Here is a 22,862-nt window from a genome sequence, read left to right on the forward strand (position 1 = left end):
GTTTTGGGACAACGACATGCATCAAGCAAAAAATAGAAGCGCAGCGCGCTTCAGGTTTGGGAGAAGAATATGGCCGGTTTGCCGACGACGGCACGCGTGGTGATCATCGGAGGCGGTGTCGTCGGCACCTCCTCGCTCTACCACCTTTGCAAGGCGGGCTGCACCGATTGCGTGCTGCTCGAAAAGAACGAGCTGACATCGGGCTCGACCTGGCATGCCGCCGGCAATGTGCCGACCTTCTCGTCGTCCTGGTCGCTGATGAACATGCAGCGCTATTCGACCGAGCTCTATCGCGGCTTGGCTGATGCCGTCGACTATCCCATGAACTACCACATTACCGGCTCGCTGCGGCTCGCCCACACCAAGGAGCGCATGCAGGAGTTCCAGCGCGCCAAGGGCATGGGCCGCTACCAGGGCATGGACATCGACATTGTCGGCCCCGATGAGATCAAGCGCCGCTATCCCTTCATCGAGACGCATGAATTGAAAGGCGCGCTCTATGATCCAAACGACGGCGACATCGACCCCGCGCAGCTGACGCAGGCACTTGCCAAGGGTGCGCGCGACATGGGGGCAAAGATCATCCGCTTCTGCCCGACCACGGGCGTGCGCCGTGAGAACGACGAATGGGTGGTTGTCACCCCGCAAGGCGAAATCCGCTGCGAGATCGTCGTCAATGCCGCCGGCTACCGTGCCGCCGAAGTCGGCAAAATGTTCGGCCGCGACGTCCCGATGATGGTGATGAGCCATCAGTACATCTTGTTCGAGGAGATACCCGAACTGGTGGCGTGGTCGAAGGAGCAGGGCAAGAAGCTGCCGCTGCTGCGCGACGTCGACACCTCCTACTATCTGCGCCAGGAAAAGAACGGCATGAATCTCGGCCCCTATGAGCGCAATTGCCGCGCGCATTGGGCGACCCACAACGACCCGATGCCGGAGGATTTTTCCTTCCAGCTCTTCCCCGACGATCTCGACCGTCTCGAGCACTACCTTGCCGATGCCGTAGCCCGCGTGCCGATTCTCGGCACTGCCGGCCTGTCCAAGGTGATCAACGGGCCGATCCCTTACGCGCCGGACGGCAATCCGCTGATCGGTCCGATGCCCGGCGTTCCCAACGCGTTCGAGGCCTGTGTCTTCACCTTCGGCATCGCCCAGGGCGGCGGCGCCGGCAAGGTGCTGGCCGAATGGGTTACGCAGGGCCAGACCGAATGGGACATGTGGTCTTGCGATCCGCGCCGTTTCACCAGCTTTGCGGCCGCCCCCGACTATAGCGTCGCCAAGGGCATGGAGATCTACGGCAACGAATACGCCATCCAGTTCCCGCGCCATGCCTGGCCGGCCGGGCGCGACCGCAAGCTGTCGCCGATCCACGATCGCATCAAGGCGCTCGGCGCCCAGTTCGACGCCTATAATGGCTGGGAGCGTGCCACCTGGTATGCGCAACCCGGTGACGACACGTCGGAAGAAGCAACACTCACCTTCCGCCGCGACGGGCCGTGGCAGCACCGCGTGCGCGAAGAATGCCTGGCGGTGCGCGACGCCGCCGGCATTCTGGACCTGCCCGGCTTCTCGCGCTTCAACCTCGAAGGTCCTGGCGCAGCCGAATGGCTGGCGCTGCAGGTCACCGGCCTGGTGCCCAAGCCCGGCCGCATCGGCCTCGCCTATTTCGCCGACGACAAGGGCCGCATCGTCACCGAGATGTCGGTGGTGCGCCATGGCGAAGAGCAGATGACGCTGATCACCGCGGCGGTAGCGCAGTGGCACGATTTCGAACGGCTGAAGTCGCGCCTGCCGAAGGACGCAGCTTTCACCCTCACTGACAGAACCGAAGACTATTCGACGCAAATCCTCGCCGGCCCCAGTTCGCGCAAGATCCTGGCCGAGGTCTGTGGCGCGGATCTCTCGCTGCCCTGGCTGACGCATCAGGAAACCACCATCGCCGGCCGCTGGGCGAAGCTGGTGCGGGTATCCTTCGCCGGCGAACTCGGCTGGGAAATCCACACCAAGGTGGGAGACACCGCCGCCATCTTCGACGCCGTCTGGACGGCGGGACAAAAACACGGTCTGAAACCGTTCGGCATGTACGCGCTGGATTCGCTGCGCCTCGAAAAGGGCTACCGGACCTGGAAGGGCGACCTGTCGACCGACTATACGGTCCTGCAGGGCGGGCTCGAGCGCTTCGTCAAATGGGACAAGCCCGACTTCCGCGGCAAGGCAGCCCTGCAGAACGAAAAGCAGCAAGGCGTGAAGAAGCGCTTCGTCACGCTGGTGGTCGAAAACCCAGGCGATTGCGACGCGCCGTCCGTGTCGACGCTCTGGCATGACGGCAAGATCGTCGGCGAGACGACGTCCGGCGGCTGGGGGCATCGCATCGACAAATCGATCGCGCTCGGCATGCTGCGCGCCGACCTGGCTGAACCCGATACCGCGATCGAGATTGAAATTTTTGGCGATCGTTTCAAGGCAGTCGTGCAGAAAGACGAGCCGCTGTGGGATCCGAAAAACGAAAGACTGAGAGCATGAAGAAAGTCATTCTCACCGATGGCGGCATGGGCCAGGAACTGGTCCGCAGCAGCAGCTCCGAGCCGACGCCGCTCTGGTCGGCCAGGGTGCTGATCGACGAGCCGGATCTGGTGCGTGACCTGCATGCCGAATTCATCCGGGCCGGCGCTCGCGTCATCACTATCAACACCTATTCGGCAACGCCGGAGCGGCTCGCGCGGGAAGGAGCAGAAGACCTCTTCAAGCCCTTGCAGAAGCGCGGCATCGAATTGGCAAGACAGGCACGCGACGAGGCAGGCGATGCAGCGATCGCCGGCTGCCTGTCACCGCTGTTCGGCAGCTATGCGCCGGCGCTGACCATATCGTTCGAGGAGACGCTGGACATCTATCGCCGCATCGTCGCCGAGCAGGCCGATGGCGTCGACCTGTTCCTGTGCGAGACCATGGCCTCAGCCGAGGAAGGCCGTGCGGCCGTTACCGCTGCGTCGGAAAGCGGCAAACCTGTCTGGGTCTTGGACGCTCGCCGATCACGGCGCGCCGCGGCTGCGCAGCGGCGAAACAATAGCGGCAGCGGCGGACGCCCTCGACGGCCTGACGGTTGCAGCGCGCCTGGTGAATTGCTGCCGGCCAGAAGCGATCGCCGCGGCACTGCCCGAATTGATTGCTCTCGGCGGCCCGGTCGGCGCCTATGCCAACGGCTTCACCTCTGTCGAAGCGCTCAAGCATGGCGGAACGGTCGAAGTGCTGCACGCCCGCCACGACCTTGATCCGGATGCCTATGCCGACCAGGCGCTCGGCTGGGTCGCCGCCGGCGCCACCATCGTCGGCGGATGCTGCGAAGTCGGCCCGGCCCACATCGCTGCCTTGCGCGACCAGCTCGAACAGGCCGGCCGCGAAATCTCGGGAGTATCCTGATGCCCAGACCGTCATCGCGCATTTCCGGCATCGTGCCTTCGGGCAAAGATGGCTGGGAGGTCCACACCGAGGCCTGGGCCCGCAAGGAGGCCGGCCAGGACATCATCATGCTGTCGGTCGGCGACCATGATTTCGATACGCCGAGCCAGACGATCGAAGCCTGCGTGACGGCGGTTCGCGGCAGCAACCATCACTACACCCCGCTTCCCGGCGTTCCGCGCCTGCGCAGGGCGATGGCGGCGGCCTCGACCGCTTGCACCGGGGTCGAGACGGCGCCTGACCAAGTCATCGCCACGCCGGGCGGCCAGGCCGCCCTTTACGCTGCCGTGCAGGCCGTTCTCGACCAGGGCGACCACGCCATCGTGGTGGCGCCCTACTACGCGACTTATCCCAACACGTTCAGCGCCGCCGGCGCCAGCTTCACCGTCGTCGAGACGCCGGCCGAAGACGGTTTCCAGCCGCACGCCGAGATGATCCGCGCTGCGCTCAAGCCCAACACGCGCGCCATTTTGATCAACACGCCGAACAACCCGACCGGCGCCGTCTATTCGCGTGAGCGTCTGGAAGAGCTGGCCGAGATCTGCCGCGAGCACGATCTTTGGCTGCTGTCGGACGAGGTCTACTGGACGCTAGGTGGCGGCGAGCACATCTCGCCGCGCGGCCTGCCCGGCATGGCGGAGCGCACGCTGGTCATCAATTCGATGTCCAAGAGCCATGGCATGACCGGCTGGCGCATGGGCTGGCTGACTGGCCCGGCGCAGATGATCACGCTGTTGACCAATCTCAATCTGGTGACGACCTACGGCCTGCCGGCCTTCATCTCGATCGCCTGCGCCGAGGCGCTGGAGAACCGCTATGGCGTGAAAGAGATCGCCGAACGCTATGCGGCGCGCCGCACCGTCCTGCTCGACGCCGTGCGCGGCATGAACAATGTCAGCGTGCACGGCTCGGAGGGCGGCATGTATGTCATGCTCGACATCTCCGCCGTCGAGCCCGACGACGAGAAATTCGCCTGGGCCTTTCTCGACCAGGAGAGTGTCGGCGTCATGCCGGGTTCCAGCTTCGGCAAGGCCGCTGCCGGCCACATCCGCATCAGCCTCTGCCAACCGGAACCGGTGCTTCAGGAAGCCGCAAAACGCCTGCGCCGCTTCGCATCCGGCTATCGCCGCGAGGCCGCATGACCAGAAGCATTCCCACCAAGGCCCGCGCGGTTATTATCGGCGGCGGTGTCTCCGGCTGTTCGGTCGCCTACCACCTGGCCAAGCTCGGCTGGACCGACATCGTGCTGCTGGAACGCAAGCAGCTGACCTCGGGCACGACCTGGCACGCCGCCGGCCTGATCGGCCAGCTGCGCGGCTCGCAGAACATGACGCGGCTGGCGAAATATTCGGCCGACCTCTACGTCAAGCTGGAGGCCGAAACCGAAGTCGGCACCGGCATGCGCCAGGTCGGCTCGATCACCGTGGCGCTGACTGAGGAGCGCAAGCACGAGATTTACCGGCAGGCCTCGCTCGCCCGCGCCTTCGATGTCGATGTGCGCGAGATTTCGCCTGGTGAAGTCAAGGAGATGTACCCGCATCTCAACGTGTCCGATGTGGTCGGCGCCGTGCATCTGCCGCTCGACGGCCAGTGCGATCCCGCCAACATCGCCATGGCGCTGGCCAAGGGCGCCCGCCAGCGTGGCGCCGCCATCGTCGAGAATGTGAAGGTCACCAAGGTCCACACCAAGGCCGGTCGCGTCACCGGTGTGTCGTGGGCGCAAGGCGAGGATCAGGGAACGATCGAGGCCGACATCGTCGTCAACTGCGCCGGCATGTGGGCGCGCGAGCTCGGGGCCCAGAACGGCGTCACCATCCCGCTGCATGCCTGCGAACATTTTTATCTCGTCACCGAGCCGATCCCCGGGCTCGGTCGTCTACCGGTGCTGCGCGTTCCCGATGAATGCGCCTACTACAAGGAAGACGCCGGCAAGATGATGCTCGGCGCCTTCGAGCCGGTGGCCAAGCCCTGGGGGATGGACGGCATAAGCGAGGATTTCTGCTTCGACCAGTTGCCGGAGGACATGGAGCATTTCGAGCCGATCCTCGAAATGGGCGTCAACCGCATGCCGATGCTGGCAACCGCCGGCATTCACACCTTCTTCAACGGCCCCGAAAGCTTTACCCCCGACGACCGCTACTATCTCGGCGAGGCCCCGGAACTCCGTGGCTACTGGATGGCGACCGGCTACAATTCCATCGGCATCGTCTCGTCCGGCGGCGCCGGCATGGCGCTGGCGCAGTGGATCAATGACGGCGAAGCGCCCTTCGACCTCTGGGAAGTCGACATCCGCCGCGCCCAGCCATTCCAGAAGAACCGTAGGTATCTCAAGGAGCGTGTCTCCGAAACACTCGGCCTGCTCTATGCGGATCACTTCCCCTACCGGCAGATGGCAACGTCCAGGAATGTCAGGCGCTCGCCTTTGCACGAGCATCTGAAGGCGCGCGGCGCCGTGTTCGGCGAAGTCGCCGGCTGGGAGCGCGCAAACTGGTTCGCCCGCGAGGGACAGGAGCGCGAATACCGCTATTCCTGGAAGCGGCAGAACTGGTTCGACAACCAGCGCGAGGAGCACCTGGCGGTCCGCAACAAGGTCGGCCTGTTCGACATGACCTCGTTCGGCAAGATCCGTGTCGAAGGCCGCGACGCCTGTGCCCTCCTGCAAAGGCTGTGCGCCAACGATATGGACGTGGCGCCGGGCAAGATCGTCTACACCCAGATGCTCAACCAGCGCGGCGGTATCGAAAGCGACCTAACGGTGTCGCGGCTATCTGAGACCGCCTACTTCCTCGTCGTGCCGGGCGCGACGCTGCAGCGCGATCTCGCCTGGCTGCGCCGGCATGTCGGCGACGAATTCGTCGTCATCACGGATGTCACAGCAGCTGAGGCGGTGCTCTGCCTGATGGGTCCGGATGCGCGAAAACTGATGCAGAAGGTCAGCCCTAATGATTTTTCTAATGAGAACAATCCGTTCGGCACCTTCCAGGAGATCGAGATCGGCATGGGCCTCGCCCGTGCCCACCGCGTCACCTATGTCGGCGAACTCGGCTGGGAACTTTATGTTTCGACCGACCAGGCGGCCCATGTCTTCGAGGCGATCGATGAAGCGGGGGCGGATGTCGGCCTGAAACTTTGCGGACTGCATACGCTGGATTCCTGTCGCATCGAAAAGGCGTTTCGGCATTTCGGCCATGACATCACCAACGAGGACAATGTGCTGGAGGCCGGCCTCGGCTTTGCGGTCAAAACCGCCAAGGGCGAGTTCATCGGCCGCGATGCGGTGCTGAAGAGAAAAGAAGCCGGCCTGTCGCGCCGGCTGGTGCAGTTCCGTTTGAAAGACTCTGAACCCCTGCTCTTCCACAACGAGGCGATCCTGCGCGACGGCAAGATCGTCGGCCCGATCACATCGGGGAATTACGGCCACCATCTCGGCGGCGCGATCGGACTGGGCTATGTGCCCTGCCAGGGCGAGAGCGAGGCGGATGTGCTGGCCTCGTCCTACGAGATCGAGATCGCCGGCGAGCGTTTTGCGGCGGAAGCATCGCTGAAGCCGATGTACGATCCCAAGGCGGAACGGACGAGGATGTAGCACTTTTACCCTCCCCTTGTGGGGAGGGTCGGCTCGCAGTCGGAGCGAAGCGGCGATTGCGAGACGGGGTGGGGGTGCGCCCTACGAGGCCCCCACCCCGCTTCGCAAAAGCCGCCTTGCGGCATTTGCTGCGCGACCCTCCCCACAAGGGGGAGGGTGAAGAAGCTCAAAACCGCTCCAGCTTCGCCCGCACCTTCCCCAGAAACGCCGCCCTCGTCCTTGGCGTCGAGGCGTCCATCAGGTAGTGCGCCAGGAAAAACGTCCGGCAGCGGCGGGCGCACAGCGCGCGCATACCGCGCAGCAAGGTCTTGCGGCCGGGCTGGCCGACGACGACGCTCCACCAGGTCGGCGCGCCGCAGGTGGTGATGACGCCGACCCTGGTGACATGTGTCATCAGCGACGTGATGCGCCCCTTGCCCAGCTTGAAGGCGACATCGGTCGCCCAGACCCGGTCGAGCCAGCCCTTCAGCATGGCCGGCAGCCCGTACCACCAGGTCGGATAGATGAACAGGATCGCCTCAGCCCAGGCGAGATGCTCGAAATGCGGTTTTAGGGCCGGATCCTCCGGCGCCCGCTCATTGTAGGCGCGTCGCTCTTCGCAGCCCATCACCGGATCGAATTTCTCCGCATAGAGGTCGAGCAGCCGCACCTCCCAGCCGCGTGCCTTCAGCACATCGACGGCGGCATCTCTGATGGCGGCGCAAAAGCTTTCGGGCACCGGATGGCAATAGACCACCAGCACGCGCATCAAAAAGTATCCATCCCGGCCGCGACCTTGGCCATGAAGGCCGCGCGGGTCTTCTCGGTCGACAGGTTCATCGAATAATGCGCGAGGTAGGACACCGAGGCGCCGGGCCTGATCGTCGCGCGCAGCATCCGCTTGACCAATCTGCGTGGCGGATCGCCCATCAGCATGGCGCGGAAGCGGCTGCCGCCATAGGTGGTGACGGCGGTCAGCTTGCGGATGTTGTGGAGCGACGGCTGCGCCTTGCCGTCGGCCAATTTGAACGACACGCCGGGCAGAAACACGCGGTCGAAAAAGCCTTTCAGGATGGCCGGGAAGCCGTAGTTCCAGACGGGATATGACAGCACCAGCGCCTCGGCCTTGAGCAGCCGCTCGACATAGGGCGCGGCCGGGTCCGCAGGGCTGCGTTGGTTATGATAATCCAGCCTCTCCCCGCGCGTCAGCCTGGGGTCGAAATCCTCGGCATAGAGATCGCAATCGTCGACCTCATGGCCGGCGGCCGTCAGCCGCTCGACGATCGTGCGGTGCAGACCTGCATTGAAGCTGGTCTCCACCGGGTGTGCGTAGAGGACGAGGACTTTCATGGGGAAATACTTGCGAGGTGGGCGCGAGGCACCCCCCTCTGCCCTGCCGGGCATCTCCCCCGCAAGGGGGGAGATCGGACTGCCGCATCGCTTTCACTAATTGTCAGCGTGTCAGATTGGCCGCGGCGTTCAGGCTGCCAATCTCCCCCCTTGCGGGGGGTGAGAAGTGGTCGGCGAAGCCGATGGGAAGCCAATTGCTTGGCTTTCCAAACGACGAACGCCCGAAGCGGCAGCGTAGGGCCTGTGCCGGCAGCACAGAGGGGGGTGCTCAAGCTCAAACCTCTGCTCATTCTGCTTTCTGCAAACCCTTGAACAAAAAAGTCCGGCCCGAGCGATAGTCGTAATCCGGATTTTCCCAGGCGATCATCTTGCCGGGATTGAGCAGGCCTTGCGGATCGGTCTCGCGCTTGAAGGCGAGCTGGATTTCATCCGTCTGCTTCATGCCGCCTTCCTCTAGCGTGTAGCGGTGCGGGTTGAAGATCGGGCAGCCATTCTCCTCATGCAGCCGGATGATTTCGTTGAGCCGCGCCTCGGTGGTGAATTTCACCAGCGGCAGGCCGAAGCAGGTGATGTTGCCGTCGAGGCGCACGAATTCGAGATGCGAAAAGACCTCGTTCGGAAACATCGCGTCCATCTTCTCCACCAGCGCCAGCTGGTTGGGAAACGGATAGAGCGATTGCAGATAGGTGATCGCGGGATCGACCCGTAGTGCCCTGAGCGTGGTGTGGTTCCACGCCAGTTCGAAGCCCGGCGGCAGGCCCTTTTTCTCTTCGTCCGTTGCCGTCGCCGCATTGAAGATGACTTCGCCGCCGGCGCGGCGGGTGAAGGCGAGGAACGCGTCTAGCCCATGCCGGGCAACCATGACGACGCAGATGCTTTGCCCGTCCCGGAAGAACTTCTGGTGGCGCTTGAAATAGAGCTGCGGCACGGGCGCGGCGATCGGCGTGATCAGCTTGGTCAGGATGCCGTCCTGGCGTGCCAGCGCGTTGCCGTAGCGGGCTGCCGGCATGAAAGCGTCGAAGCCGACGATCACGTCGGTCCATTCATAGGCTGCAGTCAGCGGCATCTCGACCTCGGTGATGATGCCGTTGGTGCCATAGGCGTGGGTGACCTTGTGCAGGTCCTCGCCGGCGAGTTCTAGCGCCTTCGGCTCCGCCTCCATAGTGACGACGCGCAGGCGCAGCACATTGCCGAAATCACGCAGACCGCCGAAATTGATCGAGCCAACGCCGCCCGAGCCGCCGGCGATGAAGCCGCCGATCGAGGCGGTGTTGTAGGTCGACGGCGACAGCCGCAGTTCCTGCCCGGAATGCGCGCGCGTCGCTCTGTCGATGTCGGCGAGGATCGCGCCCGGCCCGGTGACGACGCGGCCCGGCGCTATGGCCTTGATCTCGTTCATCTCGGCGAGGTTCAAAACCACGCCGCCCGACAGCGGCATCGCCTGGCCGTAATTGCCGGTGCCGCTGCCGCGCGGCGTCACCGGAACGCCATGACGGTGGCAAGCGGCAAGCACGCGGATCAGTTCGGCCTCGTTCCTGGGCGTCACGATCAGGTCGCCGGTGACGTGGTCGAGCTGCTGCTTCAGCACCGGGCTGTACCAGTAGAAGTCGCGGCTCTTCTGCTGGACGATGGCGGGATTGTCGTCGAGCTTTATCCCGTCGAGATCGCGTTTGAGCGCCGAAACATCCATCATTCCACCATCAGTTCGTCGAGCTCGGCATAGTCGGGCAATTGCCTGTCGATCGCTCGGCCGTTGCGCACGACGATGCGATCCGATTCGGGCCGCGACAGCAATTCCGTCCAGCTCCGCCCTTTGAAGACGATGAAATCGGCGCTGCCACCTGCTGCCAGTGTCCCGACACCGTCGAGCCGCATCACCTTGGCCGGCGTCGCCGCCACCGTCTGCGGCCAGTCGCCGACCGGATGATCGAAATGCAGGATGCGCGTCGCCATGCGGTAGACCTCCAGCATGTCGAGATCGCCATAGGCATAGAACGGATCGCGGGTGTTGTCGGAGGCGACCGCGACCGGGATGCCCCTCGCCTTCATCTCGTGCAGCAGCGTCACGCCGCGCCAGCGTGGCGTGGTCTGGTCGGCACGCCGGTCCTGCAGATAGAGATTGCACATTGGCAGCGACACCACCGCCAGCCGCGCCTTGGCCACCTTGTCGAGTGTATCGAGCACTTCGAGATCCGGCTGGCGCGCCAGCGAGCAGCAATGTCCCACCAGCATGTTGCCCTCAAAACCGTTCCACAGTGCCGCCTCGGCGATCTTCTTCAGCGATATCGCCGCGATGTCGTCGGTCTCGTCGGCGTGGAAATCGAGATCGAGCCCGTGCCTGTTCGCCTCGGCGAACACCTTGTCGAGAAGCTCTTCGAGATCCGGCACCATATAGGTGACGACGCCGAGCACGCCCTTGGCCGCAGCCACGCGCTTGGCCAGCCTCTCGAACCACTTTCTGTCGCGCACGCCTTCGATGCCGAGCAGGCAGGCTGCCTGCAATTCGATGCGGCCGCGCCATTTCTCCCGCATCGCCTCGAACACCGGCCAGGAGATTTCCTCCTGTGGCGGCACGCTGTCGAGATGCGTGCGCAGCGCCTTGGTGCCGTGCGCGTAGGCCGAGCGCAGCGAGAAATCCATGCGCCGCGCCACGTCCTCGGCGCTCCAGCGCGCTGCACGGTCGGCGCCGGTGGCATTGAGCGCGCCCATGAAACTGCCGTCGGGATTGGGTTTGCGCGGCCAGATATGGCCCTTGTCGATGTGGGTGTGGCAGTCGACGAAGCACGGCAGCACGATGCGGCCGGCAAGGTCGATGGCGGTGGCTGGCGCTTTTGATTTCTTGTGCGCGGCGATGGCTGAGGTCTTGCCATCGGCGACCGTTATGTCGGCCAGGGCGAAGCCGTCGCTGTCGTAAGTGGCGGCAAGGCCTGATGTCAGCGACCGGTGAAGGCGGACGTTTGTGAGATGGTACGAGCCAGAGGTCGGTATCAAGGACCGCCCCCCTCTGCCCTGCCGGGCATCTCCCCCTCAAGGGGGGAGATTGGCAGCTTTTCCGACAGCACCCGTCTTCCAACGTCGATAATTGGCGAAATCCCGGATGACGTCCAATCTCCCCCCTTGAGGGGGAGATGGCCGGCAGGCCAGAGGGGGGTGTTTCGCGCCAGCATCTCAATCACGTCACCCAACCCCCTACCGCTCCTGCTTCAGCGCGCTCTCGTGCCAGCGGCGCAGGATGAGATGCGATATCAGCGACAGCACCAGGAAGATCAATATGCCGGTGAGCGAGATCAGGATCAGCGCCGCGAACAGCCTTGGCGCGTTGAGGCGGTAGCCGGCCTCGATGATGCGCGACGCCAGCCCCGACGACTGCCCCTGCGCGCCCGCGACGAACTCAGCCACCACGGCGCCGATCAGCGACAGGCCGCCGGCTATCTTCAAGCCTCCTAGAAAATACGGCATGGCCGCCGGCAGTCTGAGATAGCGCAATTGCTGCCAGCGCGTCGCGCCGTTGAGCTTGAACATGTCGCGCAGATTGCGGTCGACCGAATTGAGGCCGAGCGTGGTGTTGGACAGGATCGGGAAGAACGCGACGATCCAGGCGCAAAGCAAAAGCTTCACCGTCTGGTTGTCCACATAGATGTTGATGAGCGGGAAGACCGCCACGATCGGCGTTACCTGCAGCACGATGGCGAAGGGAAAGAACGACATCTCCACCCATTTCGATTGCGCAAACAGCACCGCCAGTCCGACGCCGCCGACCACTGCAAGCAGCAGACTGAGGAAGGTTATGCGCAACGTGACCAGCAGCGCGGAGAACAGGAGCCCGGCATCGCTATAGAGCGTCCACAGCACCACGCCGGGACGCGGCAGAATATATTGCGGGATCGCGTTCCACACGCAAATGCGGTCCCACAGCCAGATCGCCAGGATCATGATCGCCAAAGGCAAGACCCACCGGCCGATCCGCTCCAGCCGCTCCTGGCGTACGCGGCCCGCCTCTTCCGCGTCGAGCGTTGCGGCATTCTGGTCAATGGCCGTCATGGTGCGGTCCGGCTGATGTGTTGATGGCGTTGACCAGGATGTCCGAGGCCTGGCGGCAGAGCGCGGCATAGTCGGGCGAAGTGCGGAAAACCTCGTCTCGCGGATAGGAGGCGTCGATGGCAAGCTCGGCATGGACGCGGCCCGGCCGCGCCGCCATGACGACGACTCGGTTGGACAGGAACACGCTTTCGAAGACGCTGTGGGTGACGAAGACGACGGTGAAGCGCTCGTCCTGCCACAGCTCCAGAAGGTCGTTGTTGAGCTTGAAGCGGGTGATCTCGTCGAGTGCGGCGAACGGCTCGTCCATCAGCAGAATGCGCGGCTTCGTCACCATGGCGCGTGCGATCGAGACGCGCATCTTCATCCCGCCGGAAAGCTCGCGCGGCACGGCGTTCTCGAAGCCGGTCAGGTGCACCCGCTCCAGCATCTCCGTCACCGCCGGCGCCGCCTTGGCGCGCGACACGCCTTTCAGCCTGAGCGGCAGCCAGACATTGTCGAAGACATTGGCCCAGGGCAGCAGCGTCGGTTCTTGGAAGACGAAGCCGATATTGGCGCGGTCGATCGAACCGCCCCAGTCGAGCTGACCGGATGTCGGCGTCGACAGGCCCGCGATCAGCCTCAACGCCGTTGACTTGCCGCAGCCGGACGGCCCGAGAAGGCTGACAAAATCGCCCTCGCGGATGGCGAGATCGACGTCGCTCAATGCAGTCACGCCATTGGAAAACACCTTGCCGACATGGCGCAGCGTCAGCAGCATCGGGCCTTCACCCGATGCCGTCATGGGCGCCTGCGCCATCTTTTCCAGCTTCACGACTACTTCTTCAGCTCGATCCCGACACCTTTGTTGATGAAGGCCAGCGTGTAGGCCTTCTTAATATCGATGCCCTCGGGCGTGACCTTGGCCTTGACCATCTTGTCATAGAAGCTCTTGATCCGGTCTTCGTTCATGGCGCCGATGCCGAGCTTTTCGGTGTCGCCGGAATCGGCCAGGCCGAACTTCTTCATCTGCTCGATCGAGAAGGCAATCTGCTCGTCGCTCATGTCGGGGTTGTCTTTCTTGATCATCTCGTTGGCGGCCTTGTTGTCGCCGTAGAGGTAGTTGTACCAGCCCTTGGCCGAGCCATCGACGAAGCACTGGACCACCTCCGGCCGCTTGTCGATCGTGTCCTGCATCACCTCGATCGTCGTCGAATAGGTGTCCCAGCCATAGTCGGCGAGCAGGAACTGGTTGGGCACGAAGCCGCCTTCCTTCTTGACCGCAAAAGGCTCCGAGGTGACGTAACCCTGCTGGATCGACTTCTTGTTGGCCAGGAATGGAGCGGTGTTGTAGGTGTAGGGCACGCGCTTGGCGGCATCGAAACCGAGTTCGATGACCATCCACTGGAAGAAGGTCTGGACGCCCTCGTCGCCGAGAATGTACTGGTCGGCGTTCTTCAAGTCCTCCCACTTGTCCAGCCCCTGCCCCGGGTGGGACATGATGACTTGAGGGTCCTTCTGGAAATCGGCGGCGACGACGCGCATCGGGATGCCCTGCTGGACGGCGTCGAAGGCCGACAGCAGATTGCCGCCCATGTAGAAATCGAGCTTGCCGGCCAGCAGCAGCGGCCGCCCGCTGACCTGCGGACCTCCCTGCGAAATCGTCACGTCGAGGCCACATGCAGCGTAGGTGCCGTCGGCGACGGCCTGGTAGTAGCCGCCATGCTCGGGCTCGGCCAGCCAGTTGGTGCCGAAGGTGACCTTCTCGTTTGCTGCCGCGCCGAACGTGCCGGCTCCAAGCAGCGCGACCGCAAGCGCTGAAATCTTCTGTTTTCCGTACATCGACACCACCCTTTGTTGGCTCCGGAGCGTCACGCGCCGGGCTCGACACCATTGATCCAAGAAGCAAGACACATGCCACCGCCCGGGCCGCCTGCTTGCGCGGCAGTCACTGCCAACACCGGACGGGTCATGCTGTGCGGGAGGCATCGTGCCTATTTTTTGGACGCCTGTCCACAATCGCCCTTGTGCCATGCACCACATCTTGAACGTACTATCGGTCACGTCTTAGGCTGGTCTCGCAGACAGGAGATTGCCATGTTCAGATACCTCGCGCCGAAGTCGATCAAGCCGCCTTTCGCCCGCTATAGCCACGGGGTCGAGGTGCCGCCAGGCAAGCGGCTGGTTCTGTGCTCCGGTCAGGTCGCCATCACGGCGGACGACCAGATCCCCGAGGATGGCGGCGCGCAGGCCGAGCTCTGCTTTCAAAACATAGCGGCGATTCTGGCTGAAGCCGGGCTGGGGCTAGGCGACATCGTGCGCATAAACGCCTACGTCACCGACCGCGCCTTTCTGCGGCCCTATATGGACGCCCGCGACCGCTTGTTTGCCAGCCCCGCGCCCGCCTCGACGCTGATGATCGTGTCAGGCTTTGCGCGGCCGGAGTTCAAGGTCGAGGTCGAGGCGATTGCGGCCGGGTGATCGACAGGCGACGTTTGGCGCGCTAGGTCTCCCTCACAGTCAAGAGGCATGACATGACCGTTGCAAACAGACGCGTGTGGTGGGGCGACTACCGGACCACCGAATACGCCGCGATCGATCCGGAGGCGACGATTGCCGTGCTGCCGGTGGCGGCGATCGAGCAGCACGGCCCGCATCTGCCTGTATCAACCGACACCTCGATCATGAACGGCATGCTGGAGACGGTCATCGCCCGCCTGCCCGGCGATCTCGACATCCGCATCCTGCCGGTCCAAACGGTCGGCAAGTCGAACGAGCATCTGCAGGCGCCGGGCACGCTCACCCTGCCGGCGGCCACCCTGGTCGATACCTGGACCGAGCTTGGCCTGTCCGTTGCCCGCGCAGGCGTAAGGAAACTGATCGTCGTCAACTCGCATGGCGGCAATGAAGAGATCATGGGCATCGTCACGCGCGAGCTGCGCGTGCATGAGAGGATGCTGGCGGTGAAGACCAGCTGGCAGCGCTTCGGCCGCCCCGCCGGCATGTACACCGAGCTTGAGGACCGCCATGGCATCCATGGCGGCGACGTCGAGACCTCGTTGATGCTGCATTTTCGCCCGGAGTTAGTCGACATGGCCAAGGCCGACAATTTCGCCTCCAAGGTCGCCCGCGCCGAAACCGAATTTGCGCTGCTGCGCCACACCGGAACGCACGCTTTCGCCTGGATCGCTGGGGATCTCAACCCCAACGGCGTGGTCGGCGATGCCAGCATTGCCACGGCCGAGAAAGGCCGACTGACGGCGGAGCATCAGGCCGACGGCTTCATCACCCTGTTGAAGGATGTGCGCAAGGCGAAGCTTGCCGACTGGCTGGCATAGCGGGCCGCCTTAGCCGTCGATCTTCAACACGAAAGGCGTACCCTCAAAAGCATCGGCGCCGCGTCCGATCGCCTCGATCGCTTCGATCATGCGGCCTTGTCGTGAGAGAAGAGCATCCGCGACGGCGATCAACCGTGGATTGGGTGTCGCCGAGGGCGAAAGCTTCCGCAATGTCTGCGCAAGTTCGACTTCGTCGCGCTTCGGGGCGAGCGCCGCCGCAATGATATAGGCCGAGGCGGTCGAGCGGCTGATGCCGGCATAGCAATGGACGACCATGGGTTTGGCGCGGTCCCATTTCCGGGCGAAATCGAGCAGATTGCGCACATGGCCTTCGCCGGGCATGGTCATGCCGTCCTGCGCCACCGCGATGTCGTGCATGACCAGATGCAGGTGGTTTTCCCTCGCGATTGAGGCCGGCCGCGTCACCTCGGTGCCGGCAGCGAGCAGCGACAGCACGCGCTCGGCGCCGCTTTTGGCCACCGTCTCCTCAAGCTTTGCCAGCGAACAGATATGGATCATGGCGCGATCTCCTTCGACCCATCGTCGCGCCGTGCGTGCCAGTCGGCAAGCGCCGATTCGAGCCGCTGCCATTCCTCCTGACTTCCAGGCAGCCCCGCGCGGAGCACCTGGGGACGCTCGGAAAAATGCCTGAGCAATATGCCGCGCTCACCGAGCGTCGAAAACAGCCCCGGTGCATCGGCAAGCCGGAGATAGCGAAACAGCGTCGTGCCGCCGGCGACAGCAACGCCAAAGCGCGAAAGCAGCGCATCGAGCCGCGCCGCATCCTGCGCCAGCCGCCGCCGCATGTCGGCCTGCCAGCCGCTGTCGGCAAGCGCGCGGATGCCGTATTCGAGCGCTGGGCCGGCGACCGCCCAAGGGCCGAATTGCGTTCCAAGCCTTTCGACCGTCGCTGCATCGGAAAGTGCGAAGCCGAGCCGCAGGCCGGCGAGACCGAAGAACTTGCCAAACGAGCGCAGCACGACGATGCCGCCCCGCCCGACATCGCCGGCCAGGCTTTCCGCGTGCGGGCCGACATCCATGAAGGCTTCGTCGACGACCAGCAGACCGCCTATGGCGCGCAATGTCTCGGCAAGCCGAAGCAGCCTTTCCCGCGACACGACTCGCCCGTCGGGATTGTTGGGATTGACGATGATGGCAATTTCGGCTCCGGCAAGCGCCTCGAAATCGTCGACCTCCGCCACCGCATGGCCGGCAATCGCGGCGGCCCTGGCATGCTCGGCATAGGTCGGCCCGAGCACCAGCGCCTTGCCGGGGCTGACCAGCGAGGCGACGCGCGGCAGCAGGATCTGCGTGCCCGGGGCGACCGCCACATTCTCGGCCGAAGGCGCGCCATAGGCGCCGGCCGCGACCCTGGCCAGCTCACGCAGGCGCGCGGCCTCCGGCAATCGTGACAGGGCGGTGGCGGGCAGCTCGAAAAGCGGGTAGGAGTGCGGATTGATACCTGTCGAGAGATCGACGAAAGGTTGTGGCGCGTGAGGGAAGAGCGCCCTCGCCCGGCCAAGGGATCCACCGTGATCCACCACAGTAATCGCTCCATCAGAAAGCTTCATGTCGATCCTGATCGCTTTCCTGTCGCTGGCCATCGAACGCATCCTGGGTTACCCGGACTGGCTGTTCCGTGCCGTCGGCCATCCCGTCACCTGGTTCGGCAGGCTGATAGCCTTTCTCGACCTCAGGCTCAACCGCGACACTGATTCCGACGCGCTGCGTCGCCGCCGCGGCGTGCAGGCGCTGCTGGTGATCGTGCTGGTGCCGGCGGCAATCGCACTCATCGTGCAAATCCTGCTCTGGCAGCTCTTTCCTGCCGGCATGATCATCACGGCAATCCTGGCCTCGTCGCTGCTGTCGCAAAAGAGCCTTACCGAACATGTCGAGGCGGTGGCCGATTCGCTGGATACCGGCGGGCTGGCGCTCGGCCGCATTGCGGTTGCGCGCATCGTCGGCCGCGATCCAGAGAAGCTCGACCATGCCGGCGTCAGCCGCGCCGCCATCGAAAGCCTGGCCGAGAATTTCTCCGACGGCATCGTTGCGCCCGCCTTCTGGACAGGTGTCTGCGGTCTGGCCGGCGGCGTCGCCTACAAGGCCGCCAACACCGCCGATTCGATGATCGGCCACCGCTCGCCGCGCCACGAGGCCTTCGGCCGCGCGGCGGCACTCTTCGACGACTGGATCAACCTGCCGGCGTCCCGGCTGACCGCGTTGCTGATCTTTGCCGCCGCCTTTCTCGTTGACGGCGCCGATCCCCGCAACGCCTGGCAAGCAATGCGGCGCGACGCCAAAAAGCACCGCTCACCCAATGCCGGTTGGCCGGAAGCAGCAATGGCCGGCGCACTCGGCCTGGCGCTCGCCGGCCCGCGCAGCTATGGCGGCGTTGTCGTCGACGATGCGTTCATGGGCGAAGGCGGTAGGCGCGAGGCGGAAAGCACCGACATCAGGCGGGCGCTGAAATTGTACCAGGTGGCGGACTATCTGCTGATTGGGCTGTTCGGGTTGCTGTCGGCGGTGCTTATCGCGGTGACGTTCTGAGAGCTTACCGTCGCCCTTCCTTTACCCTCCCCCTTGTGGGGAGGGTCGGCGCGAAGCGCCGGGGTGGGGGACAGCGCCCTACGAGAACCACCACCCCGATCCGCTTCGCGGATCGACCCTCCCCACAAAGGGGGAGGGTAAAAGAAGGGAGGATAGCCCTTAAAACTCGATCCCCTGCTGTGCCTTCACGCCGGCCGAAAAATGATGCTTGGTCACGCCCATCTCCGTCACCAGATCCGCCGCCTCGACCAGCGCCGGCTTGGCGTTGCGGCCGGTGACGACGACATGCAGACCTTCGCGCCGCGCTTTCAGCGCCGCCACCACTCGGTCGAGATCGAGATAGTCGTAGCGTAGCGCGATGTTCAGTTCGTCCAGCACGACGAGGCTGATCGAGGGATCGGCGATCAGCTCCAGCGCCTTGGCCCAGGCGGCTTCGGCCGCCGCAATGTCGCGCTTCAGATCCTGCGTCTCCCAAGTGAAACCCTCGCCCATCGTGTGCCAGACGACGCGGCCGCCAAACGCCGCGAAGGCATCCTTCTCGCCGGTGTGCCATTTGCCCTTGATGAACTGGACGATTCCGACGCGCTTGCCATAGCCGAGCATGCGTAGCGCCAGCCCGAAGGCAGCCGTGGTCTTGCCCTTGCCGGGTCCGGTGTTGACGATCAGCAGCCCCTTCTCGACCGTCTTTTCCGCGACCTCGGCGTCCTGCACCGCCTTGCGCTTGGCCATCTTGGCGCGATGGCGCTCTTCGTCTTTTGCGTCGATATCGGTCATCTCATTTCACCTTGAGCGGCAGCCCCGCCACCATCAGAAGCACCATATCAGCTACCACCGCGATCTGCTGGTTGAGCCTGCCGGCGGCATCGCGGAACCGGCGTGCCAGCGCATTGTCGGGCACAATGCCTTGTCCGACTTCGTTGGAGACCACGAACCACGGCCCGCGCGGCCGCGAAAGCACATCGGCCAGCCGCCGGCACTCCCCCTCTAGATCATGATCGGCCAGCATATAATTGGTCAGCCAAAGCGTCAGGCAGTCGACAAGCACCGGCTGGTTGTCCGGCAATGCCTCGAGCGCACCTGCAAGATCAAGCGGAGCATCGATGGTCGCCCATCCCTCGCCGCGGCGCGAGCGGTGTTGCGCGATGCGCTCGCGCATTTCGCCGTCATAGGCTTGCGCGGTGGCGATATAGGCCCATGGCGGCGGCAACGCCGTCGCCAAAGTTTCGGCATGCGCGCTCTTGCCGGAGCGCGCACCGCCGATGATGAAGGTCAAACTGCGATCAGGCAAAGCTGTCGCGCAGGCTGGTCGCGGTGCCGGTGAAGCGCGAGTGCACTATGCCGACAACTGCGCCGAGCACCAGCCAGAACACCAGATTGGTCAGCGTCACCGCCACCACGAACTGATGATGCAGGCCCTCCGGGATCGGCGTTACGAAACTGTCAGGCTGCGGCGCGCCGACAATATGCGGGGCGACGATCAGGACGACGGCGAGCACGGTCAGGGGCGCCGACGTGCGGAAGGTGATAAGGGCAAGGCCGATCGCGGTTGCCATCACCGTTGCCCACCACCAGATCTGGCGCTGTATGAGATCGGCCGCCGGCATTGCCGGCAGTTCCGGCGGCAGGCCGAGTCCCGGCGCCAGCGTGAACACGGCAAAGCCCGCCAGACCCCAGAACACGCCCTGGCGCCAGCTGCCGATGCCGCCGGCGAACTCGGAAACCGCCACCAGGACCAGCGCGAAGCCGATGCCGGTGACGATATTGGCGACGACACTGAAGGCGAAACGCTCGAGGCCGTCGGCCGGCGCCCAGCCTTCGTCCTCCGCCGGCGCGGCTGCTTCAGCCGGGGCTGCGCTGCTCACGGCATTTTCCGCCGGCGCGGCGGTGCTCATGGCATTGGTGTCCGCAGCGTTGGCGGTCGGCGCCGCGGCATGCTGATGCTCATGGCCGCCACCAGCCTTTTCGTAGACCTCCGCCTTGAGGATCAGCGGCACGGTGGCGTAGGCCTGCATGCAGGCGAGAGCGACACCGGCCACGAGCCCTGCGATCGCCGCGATGAACACGACGTTGCGAAACAGGTTCATGATGTCAGATCCTCGTCAGTGGCAGGGAAACGCCATCGAATGGCGATAGTCGTGCGCCGCATTGTGGACCGCATCGATATGCGAGAAACCGACAACGCCGACGACGAAAATGCCCAGAAACGCGCTAAGCACGAGCTGCATGAAGCGCGACTGCGAGGAGACGGAAGCGCCGAGAGAGACGGAAGCGGTATTCATATCTTGTCCTTTCGCCCTCCACCCGAGGGCATCGAAGTCAGTTCCCTGTCGCCGGCAGGTCTCCTGGCTCGCGGATCAGCGCCCTTCCCCACCTTCCCGAGGAAAAAATCCTCAGTGGCTTGGAGAGGACTACCGCACACAGTTGCGGGGGCAGCCACGGCATTGGGCAACAAGTCAGCCCTCACCGCATTCCCTCTTGGTCCCTAACGGAACCGACGACATGCATGACTATAGGCTGAAACGGCCGCATCCGGCAAACCAAATTCCGCCGGCCAACAGCGCGAATGCGCCATGCGGCGTTACGGGTTCAACGCGGTGATCCGCTCGGCAACCAGCCGCTGCAGCCGCCACAGATGGCGATCGTGAATGCCGCGCTCTTCAAGGTTTTTCACCGTGTTGTAGAGATAGTCGGCGCCCGACCCCCAGTGCCCGCAGGACGTGGCCAGCCTTTCGACGACCTTGCCCTCGTCGAGCGGGCCGGAATAGGTCAGGCCGTTGCGGTTGATGACGAAGGCCAATGCCCTGAGCGGTCCGGCCTCGCTTGCAAGCTTCAGCATGCGCGGCCGGTAGCTTGTCGGCTTCAGCGTGACTTCGCGCCGGAAAAGCCGGCCCAACTGCTCGCGCCGGTTATTGTCGGTCAGCCGAAAGGCGACGCCCTTGCATTGTCCGCCACGGTCCAGCGCCATCATCAGGCCGGGGCTGTCCTTGGTGCCGCGCCAGCGCGTCATGTTCATGCAAAAGGACCGATGCCAGCCGCGCGCCAAGGCAACGCGGTCCTCGACATAATCTATTTCCGGTTTCCAGATCAGCGATCCATAGCCGAACAGCCATAGCGGTTCGCTGTCCGGGAGTTCGACCTGCAATTCATCCAGCAGCGCGTCATAGTCGGCTTCATCGAGATGCATCGCGTCCGGATCCGGCCCGGGGTCCCTGATCTCGCGCCAGCAGCGCGCGACCAGCTCCGGCGTAAGCGACATCTGTCGTGCGGCCACGTTCCGAATCCCCCCAATTTCCGAATGTCCCATGTCCACGACATGATTATGCGCCGCGCCTGCAACCGGCAATGCGGCACTCTGATTGACAAACGATTTGCCGGGGTGTCGGCTGACGCTTCATAGGAAGCCAGCCATGCATCCCAACCCGAGCGAGCGCAACCCCTATAACGGCCTGAGCCGGGCCGAACCGACGCTACCGTCATCGGCCTATTGGGATAGCGAGGCTTACCAGCGCGATCTCGACGCCATCTGGTACAAAAGCTGGCTGCTCGTCTGCCGCGAGGCCGATCTTGCCCAGCCTTTGGCATTCAGGACATTCCGCGTCGGCACGCAGGCAATCGTCGTGCTGCGCGACGAGACCGGCGAGTTGCGCGCCTTCCACAACACGTGCCGGCATCGCGGCTCGCAGCTTTGCCAGGAAAGCGAGGGCCGGCTGAAAGCGCGGCTCATCACTTGCCCCTACCACGCCTGGTCCTACTCGCTGCGCGGCGATCTCGTGCGCGTTCCCTCGAAATCTCTGCCCGAAGGTTTCGACAAGGCCGATCATTCGCTCTACCGGGTGGCGCTGTCGGTGTGGCGCGGCTTTGTCTTTGTGAACCTTCAGCAGGCGACGGCCGGCTCCGCCGAGACCTCCTTCGATCCCGCATCCGGCGACCTCGCCAACTGGCCGCTGGAAACGCTGGTATCAGGCCATGTCCTGCGCAAGGTGATGAACTGCAACTGGAAAATCTTCTGGGAGAACTTCAACGAGTGCCTGCATTGCCCAGGCGTCCACAAGGACCTGTCTCGGCTGGTGCCGATATACGGCCGCGGCCTGATGAGCCGGCACGACGACCCCGACTGGGTCCGCCATGCCGACAATGACGCGCCGGAGTTTTCGGGTGGCCTGCGCGCCGGCGCCGAGACCTGGTCGCGCGACGGACATGCCCATGGCCCGGTCTTCCCGGGCCTGACGCCGGCCGAGCGTGCGGCCGGACAGACCTATGCCACCAGCCTGCCCTCGATGTTCATCGTCGGCCATGTCGATTATGTCAGGACGGTGCGACTGATGCCGCTCGGTCCCGAACAGACCGAACTCACCGCCGAGTGGCTGTTCGCGCCCGAGGCGCTTGCCGAGACCGACATCGACAATGTCGTCGCCTTCGGCACCCAGGTGCTGGAGGAGGATGCCGCGATCTGTGAGATCAATCAGAAAGGCCTGCGCTCGATGCGCCACCAGGCCGGCGTTCTGATGCCGGAGGAGTACGATCTGCACCGCTTCCACAACTGGGTGCGCGAGCGGCATGCAGCGCTTGAGGCAACCGCCTGATCGGCG

General features: G+C 64.3%; 21 protein-coding genes, 1 pseudogene and 1 riboswitch. Of the genes and pseudogenes, 8 read left to right on the plus strand and 14 right to left on the minus strand.

From position 1 onward, the window contains the following. Window positions 1-69 precede the first annotated feature (69 nt). The 4 genes and pseudogenes from NKI10_RS07010 (at window position 70) to NKI10_RS07025 (ending at window position 7,042) form a co-directional block, all read left to right on the plus strand. Window positions 70-2,523 (plus strand): GcvT family protein, encoded by a 2,454-nt coding sequence (locus NKI10_RS07010; RefSeq protein ID WP_352859302.1) that lies wholly within the window; start codon window positions 70-72, stop codon window positions 2,521-2,523. After that, a pseudogene (locus NKI10_RS07015) lies at window positions 2,520-3,417 on the plus strand (homocysteine S-methyltransferase family protein). Before NKI10_RS07010 ends, NKI10_RS07015 begins: the two are co-directional and overlap by 4 nt. Continuing rightward, entirely contained in the window at window positions 3,417-4,598 is a 1,182-nt protein-coding gene (locus tag NKI10_RS07020) for a pyridoxal phosphate-dependent aminotransferase (protein WP_352765416.1), read from the plus strand. Before NKI10_RS07015 ends, NKI10_RS07020 begins: the two are co-directional and overlap by 1 nt. Further along, window positions 4,595-7,042 carry a GcvT family protein gene (locus NKI10_RS07025; RefSeq protein WP_352859305.1) on the plus strand — a complete coding sequence of 816 codons (2,448 nt, stop codon included), beginning with the start codon at window positions 4,595-4,597 and terminating at the stop codon, window positions 7,040-7,042. Before NKI10_RS07020 ends, NKI10_RS07025 begins: the two co-directional genes overlap by 4 nt. A gap of 166 nt (window positions 7,043-7,208) precedes the next feature. Here NKI10_RS07025 and NKI10_RS07030 read toward each other — a convergent pair whose 3' ends face one another. The 7 genes from NKI10_RS07030 to NKI10_RS07060 form a co-directional block, all read right to left on the minus strand. Then, window positions 7,209-7,790, minus strand: a complete 582-nt coding sequence (locus NKI10_RS07030) for an NAD(P)H-dependent oxidoreductase (RefSeq protein WP_352859307.1) — start codon at window positions 7,788-7,790, stop codon at window positions 7,209-7,211. Beyond that, window positions 7,790-8,371: an NAD(P)H-dependent oxidoreductase gene (locus tag NKI10_RS07035; RefSeq protein WP_352859309.1), complete on the minus strand. Its 582-nt coding sequence runs from the start codon at window positions 8,369-8,371 to the stop codon at window positions 7,790-7,792. The genes NKI10_RS07030 and NKI10_RS07035 overlap by 1 nt, the downstream gene beginning before the upstream one ends. 286 nt (window positions 8,372-8,657) lie before the next feature. Next, on the minus strand, window positions 8,658-10,061 hold the full coding sequence (locus tag NKI10_RS07040) for an FAD-binding oxidoreductase (protein WP_031196359.1): 1,404 nt from the start codon (window positions 10,059-10,061) through the stop codon (window positions 8,658-8,660). Next, window positions 10,061-11,362 (minus strand): cytosine deaminase, encoded by a 1,302-nt coding sequence (locus NKI10_RS07045; protein ID WP_352859311.1) that lies wholly within the window; start codon window positions 11,360-11,362, stop codon window positions 10,061-10,063. The genes NKI10_RS07040 and NKI10_RS07045 overlap by 1 nt, the downstream gene beginning before the upstream one ends. 198 nt (window positions 11,363-11,560) lie before the next feature. Continuing rightward, window positions 11,561-12,412: an ABC transporter permease gene (locus NKI10_RS07050; protein WP_023753453.1), complete on the minus strand. Its 852-nt coding sequence runs from the start codon at window positions 12,410-12,412 to the stop codon at window positions 11,561-11,563. After that, complete coding sequence (locus NKI10_RS07055; protein WP_023685233.1) at window positions 12,399-13,223, minus strand: ABC transporter ATP-binding protein; 825 nt, start codon at window positions 13,221-13,223, stop codon at window positions 12,399-12,401. Before NKI10_RS07055 ends, NKI10_RS07050 begins: the two co-directional genes overlap by 14 nt. Window positions 13,224-13,225: 2 nt before the next feature. Then, complete coding sequence (locus NKI10_RS07060) at window positions 13,226-14,230, minus strand: ABC transporter substrate-binding protein (protein WP_023670774.1); 1,005 nt, start codon at window positions 14,228-14,230, stop codon at window positions 13,226-13,228. Window positions 14,231-14,485: 255 nt separating this feature from the next. On the opposite strand from NKI10_RS07060, the gene NKI10_RS07065 reads away from it, so the two are divergent. Then, the gene (locus tag NKI10_RS07065) at window positions 14,486-14,869 is read left to right on the plus strand and encodes a RidA family protein (RefSeq protein ID WP_352859314.1); all 384 of its coding nucleotides are present in this window, start codon (window positions 14,486-14,488) and stop codon (window positions 14,867-14,869) included. A 53-nt stretch (window positions 14,870-14,922) separates the two neighbouring features. Beyond that, window positions 14,923-15,726 carry a creatininase family protein gene (locus NKI10_RS07070; protein ID WP_352859316.1) on the plus strand — a complete coding sequence of 268 codons (804 nt, stop codon included), beginning with the start codon at window positions 14,923-14,925 and terminating at the stop codon, window positions 15,724-15,726. 9 nt (window positions 15,727-15,735) lie between these two features. On the opposite strand, the gene NKI10_RS07075 is transcribed toward NKI10_RS07070, so the two are convergent. After that, window positions 15,736-16,245, minus strand: coding sequence for a tyrosine phosphatase family protein (locus NKI10_RS07075; protein ID WP_023690280.1), 510 nt, complete (start codon window positions 16,243-16,245; stop codon window positions 15,736-15,738). Further along, on the minus strand, window positions 16,242-17,297 hold the full coding sequence (cobD, locus tag NKI10_RS07080) for a threonine-phosphate decarboxylase CobD (protein WP_352859451.1): 1,056 nt from the start codon (window positions 17,295-17,297) through the stop codon (window positions 16,242-16,244). The genes NKI10_RS07075 and cobD overlap by 4 nt, the downstream gene beginning before the upstream one ends. On the opposite strand from cobD, the gene cbiB reads away from it, so the two are divergent. Further along, a complete protein-coding gene (gene cbiB, locus NKI10_RS07085) occupies window positions 17,296-18,273 on the plus strand; it encodes an adenosylcobinamide-phosphate synthase CbiB (protein WP_352859318.1) in 978 nt (325 codons plus the stop codon). The two genes, cobD and cbiB, sit on opposite strands and share 2 nt — an antisense overlap. Window positions 18,274-18,432: 159 nt before the next feature. Here cbiB and cobO read toward each other — a convergent pair whose 3' ends face one another. The 5 genes from cobO to NKI10_RS07110 all read right to left on the minus strand — a co-directional run bounded on the left by cobO (window position 18,433) and on the right by NKI10_RS07110 (window position 21,544). Beyond that, window positions 18,433-19,047 carry a cob(I)yrinic acid a,c-diamide adenosyltransferase gene (gene cobO, locus NKI10_RS07090; protein WP_023731212.1) on the minus strand — a complete coding sequence of 205 codons (615 nt, stop codon included), beginning with the start codon at window positions 19,045-19,047 and terminating at the stop codon, window positions 18,433-18,435. Between the two features lies 1 nt (window position 19,048). Then, entirely contained in the window at window positions 19,049-19,561 is a 513-nt protein-coding gene (gene cobU, locus NKI10_RS07095; protein WP_352859320.1) for a bifunctional adenosylcobinamide kinase/adenosylcobinamide-phosphate guanylyltransferase, read from the minus strand. Then, on the minus strand, window positions 19,554-20,357 hold the full coding sequence (locus tag NKI10_RS07100; RefSeq protein ID WP_352859322.1) for a CbtA family protein: 804 nt from the start codon (window positions 20,355-20,357) through the stop codon (window positions 19,554-19,556). The genes cobU and NKI10_RS07100 overlap by 8 nt, the downstream gene beginning before the upstream one ends. A gap of 15 nt (window positions 20,358-20,372) precedes the next feature. Continuing rightward, window positions 20,373-20,552, minus strand: a complete 180-nt coding sequence (locus tag NKI10_RS07105; protein WP_023670784.1) for a CbtB domain-containing protein — start codon at window positions 20,550-20,552, stop codon at window positions 20,373-20,375. 36 nt (window positions 20,553-20,588) lie between these two features. Next, window positions 20,589-20,784, minus strand: a riboswitch (cobalamin riboswitch). 67 nt (window positions 20,785-20,851) lie between these two features. After that, window positions 20,852-21,544, minus strand: a complete 693-nt coding sequence (locus tag NKI10_RS07110) for a gamma-glutamylcyclotransferase (RefSeq protein ID WP_031196360.1) — start codon at window positions 21,542-21,544, stop codon at window positions 20,852-20,854. 136 nt (window positions 21,545-21,680) lie between these two features. On the opposite strand from NKI10_RS07110, the gene NKI10_RS07115 reads away from it, so the two are divergent. Then, window positions 21,681-22,856, plus strand: coding sequence for an aromatic ring-hydroxylating oxygenase subunit alpha (locus NKI10_RS07115; RefSeq protein WP_352859324.1), 1,176 nt, complete (start codon window positions 21,681-21,683; stop codon window positions 22,854-22,856). Window positions 22,857-22,862: the final 6 nt, after the last annotated feature.

It is taken from the genome of Mesorhizobium sp. M0802 (assembly GCF_040320115.1).
Taxonomy (GTDB): Bacteria; Pseudomonadota; Alphaproteobacteria; order Rhizobiales; family Rhizobiaceae; genus Mesorhizobium.

Coding starts and splice junctions, on each gene's coding strand:
- NKI10_RS07010 (WP_352859302.1), top strand. CDS start 70: ATGGCCGGTTTGCCGACGACGGCACGCGTGGTGATCATCGGAGGCGGT.
- NKI10_RS07020 (WP_352765416.1), top strand. CDS start 3,417: ATGCCCAGACCGTCATCGCGCATTTCCGGCATCGTGCCTTCGGGCAAA.
- NKI10_RS07025 (WP_352859305.1), top strand. CDS start 4,595: ATGACCAGAAGCATTCCCACCAAGGCCCGCGCGGTTATTATCGGCGGC.
- NKI10_RS07030 (WP_352859307.1), bottom strand. CDS start 7,790: ATGCGCGTGCTGGTGGTCTATTGCCATCCGGTGCCCGAAAGCTTTTGC.
- NKI10_RS07035 (WP_352859309.1), bottom strand. CDS start 8,371: ATGAAAGTCCTCGTCCTCTACGCACACCCGGTGGAGACCAGCTTCAAT.
- NKI10_RS07040 (WP_031196359.1), bottom strand. CDS start 10,061: ATGGATGTTTCGGCGCTCAAACGCGATCTCGACGGGATAAAGCTCGAC.
- NKI10_RS07050 (WP_023753453.1), bottom strand. CDS start 12,412: ATGACGGCCATTGACCAGAATGCCGCAACGCTCGACGCGGAAGAGGCG.
- NKI10_RS07060 (WP_023670774.1), bottom strand. CDS start 14,230: ATGTACGGAAAACAGAAGATTTCAGCGCTTGCGGTCGCGCTGCTTGGA.
- NKI10_RS07065 (WP_352859314.1), top strand. CDS start 14,486: ATGTTCAGATACCTCGCGCCGAAGTCGATCAAGCCGCCTTTCGCCCGC.
- NKI10_RS07070 (WP_352859316.1), top strand. CDS start 14,923: ATGACCGTTGCAAACAGACGCGTGTGGTGGGGCGACTACCGGACCACC.
- NKI10_RS07075 (WP_023690280.1), bottom strand. CDS start 16,245: ATGATCCATATCTGTTCGCTGGCAAAGCTTGAGGAGACGGTGGCCAAA.
- cbiB (WP_352859318.1), top strand. CDS start 17,296: ATGTCGATCCTGATCGCTTTCCTGTCGCTGGCCATCGAACGCATCCTG.
- cobD (WP_352859451.1), bottom strand. CDS start 17,297: ATGAAGCTTTCTGATGGAGCGATTACTGTGGTGGATCACGGTGGATCC.
- cobO (WP_023731212.1), bottom strand. CDS start 19,047: ATGACCGATATCGACGCAAAAGACGAAGAGCGCCATCGCGCCAAGATG.
- NKI10_RS07100 (WP_352859322.1), bottom strand. CDS start 20,357: ATGAACCTGTTTCGCAACGTCGTGTTCATCGCGGCGATCGCAGGGCTC.
- NKI10_RS07105 (WP_023670784.1), bottom strand. CDS start 20,552: ATGAATACCGCTTCCGTCTCTCTCGGCGCTTCCGTCTCCTCGCAGTCG.
- NKI10_RS07115 (WP_352859324.1), top strand. CDS start 21,681: ATGCATCCCAACCCGAGCGAGCGCAACCCCTATAACGGCCTGAGCCGG.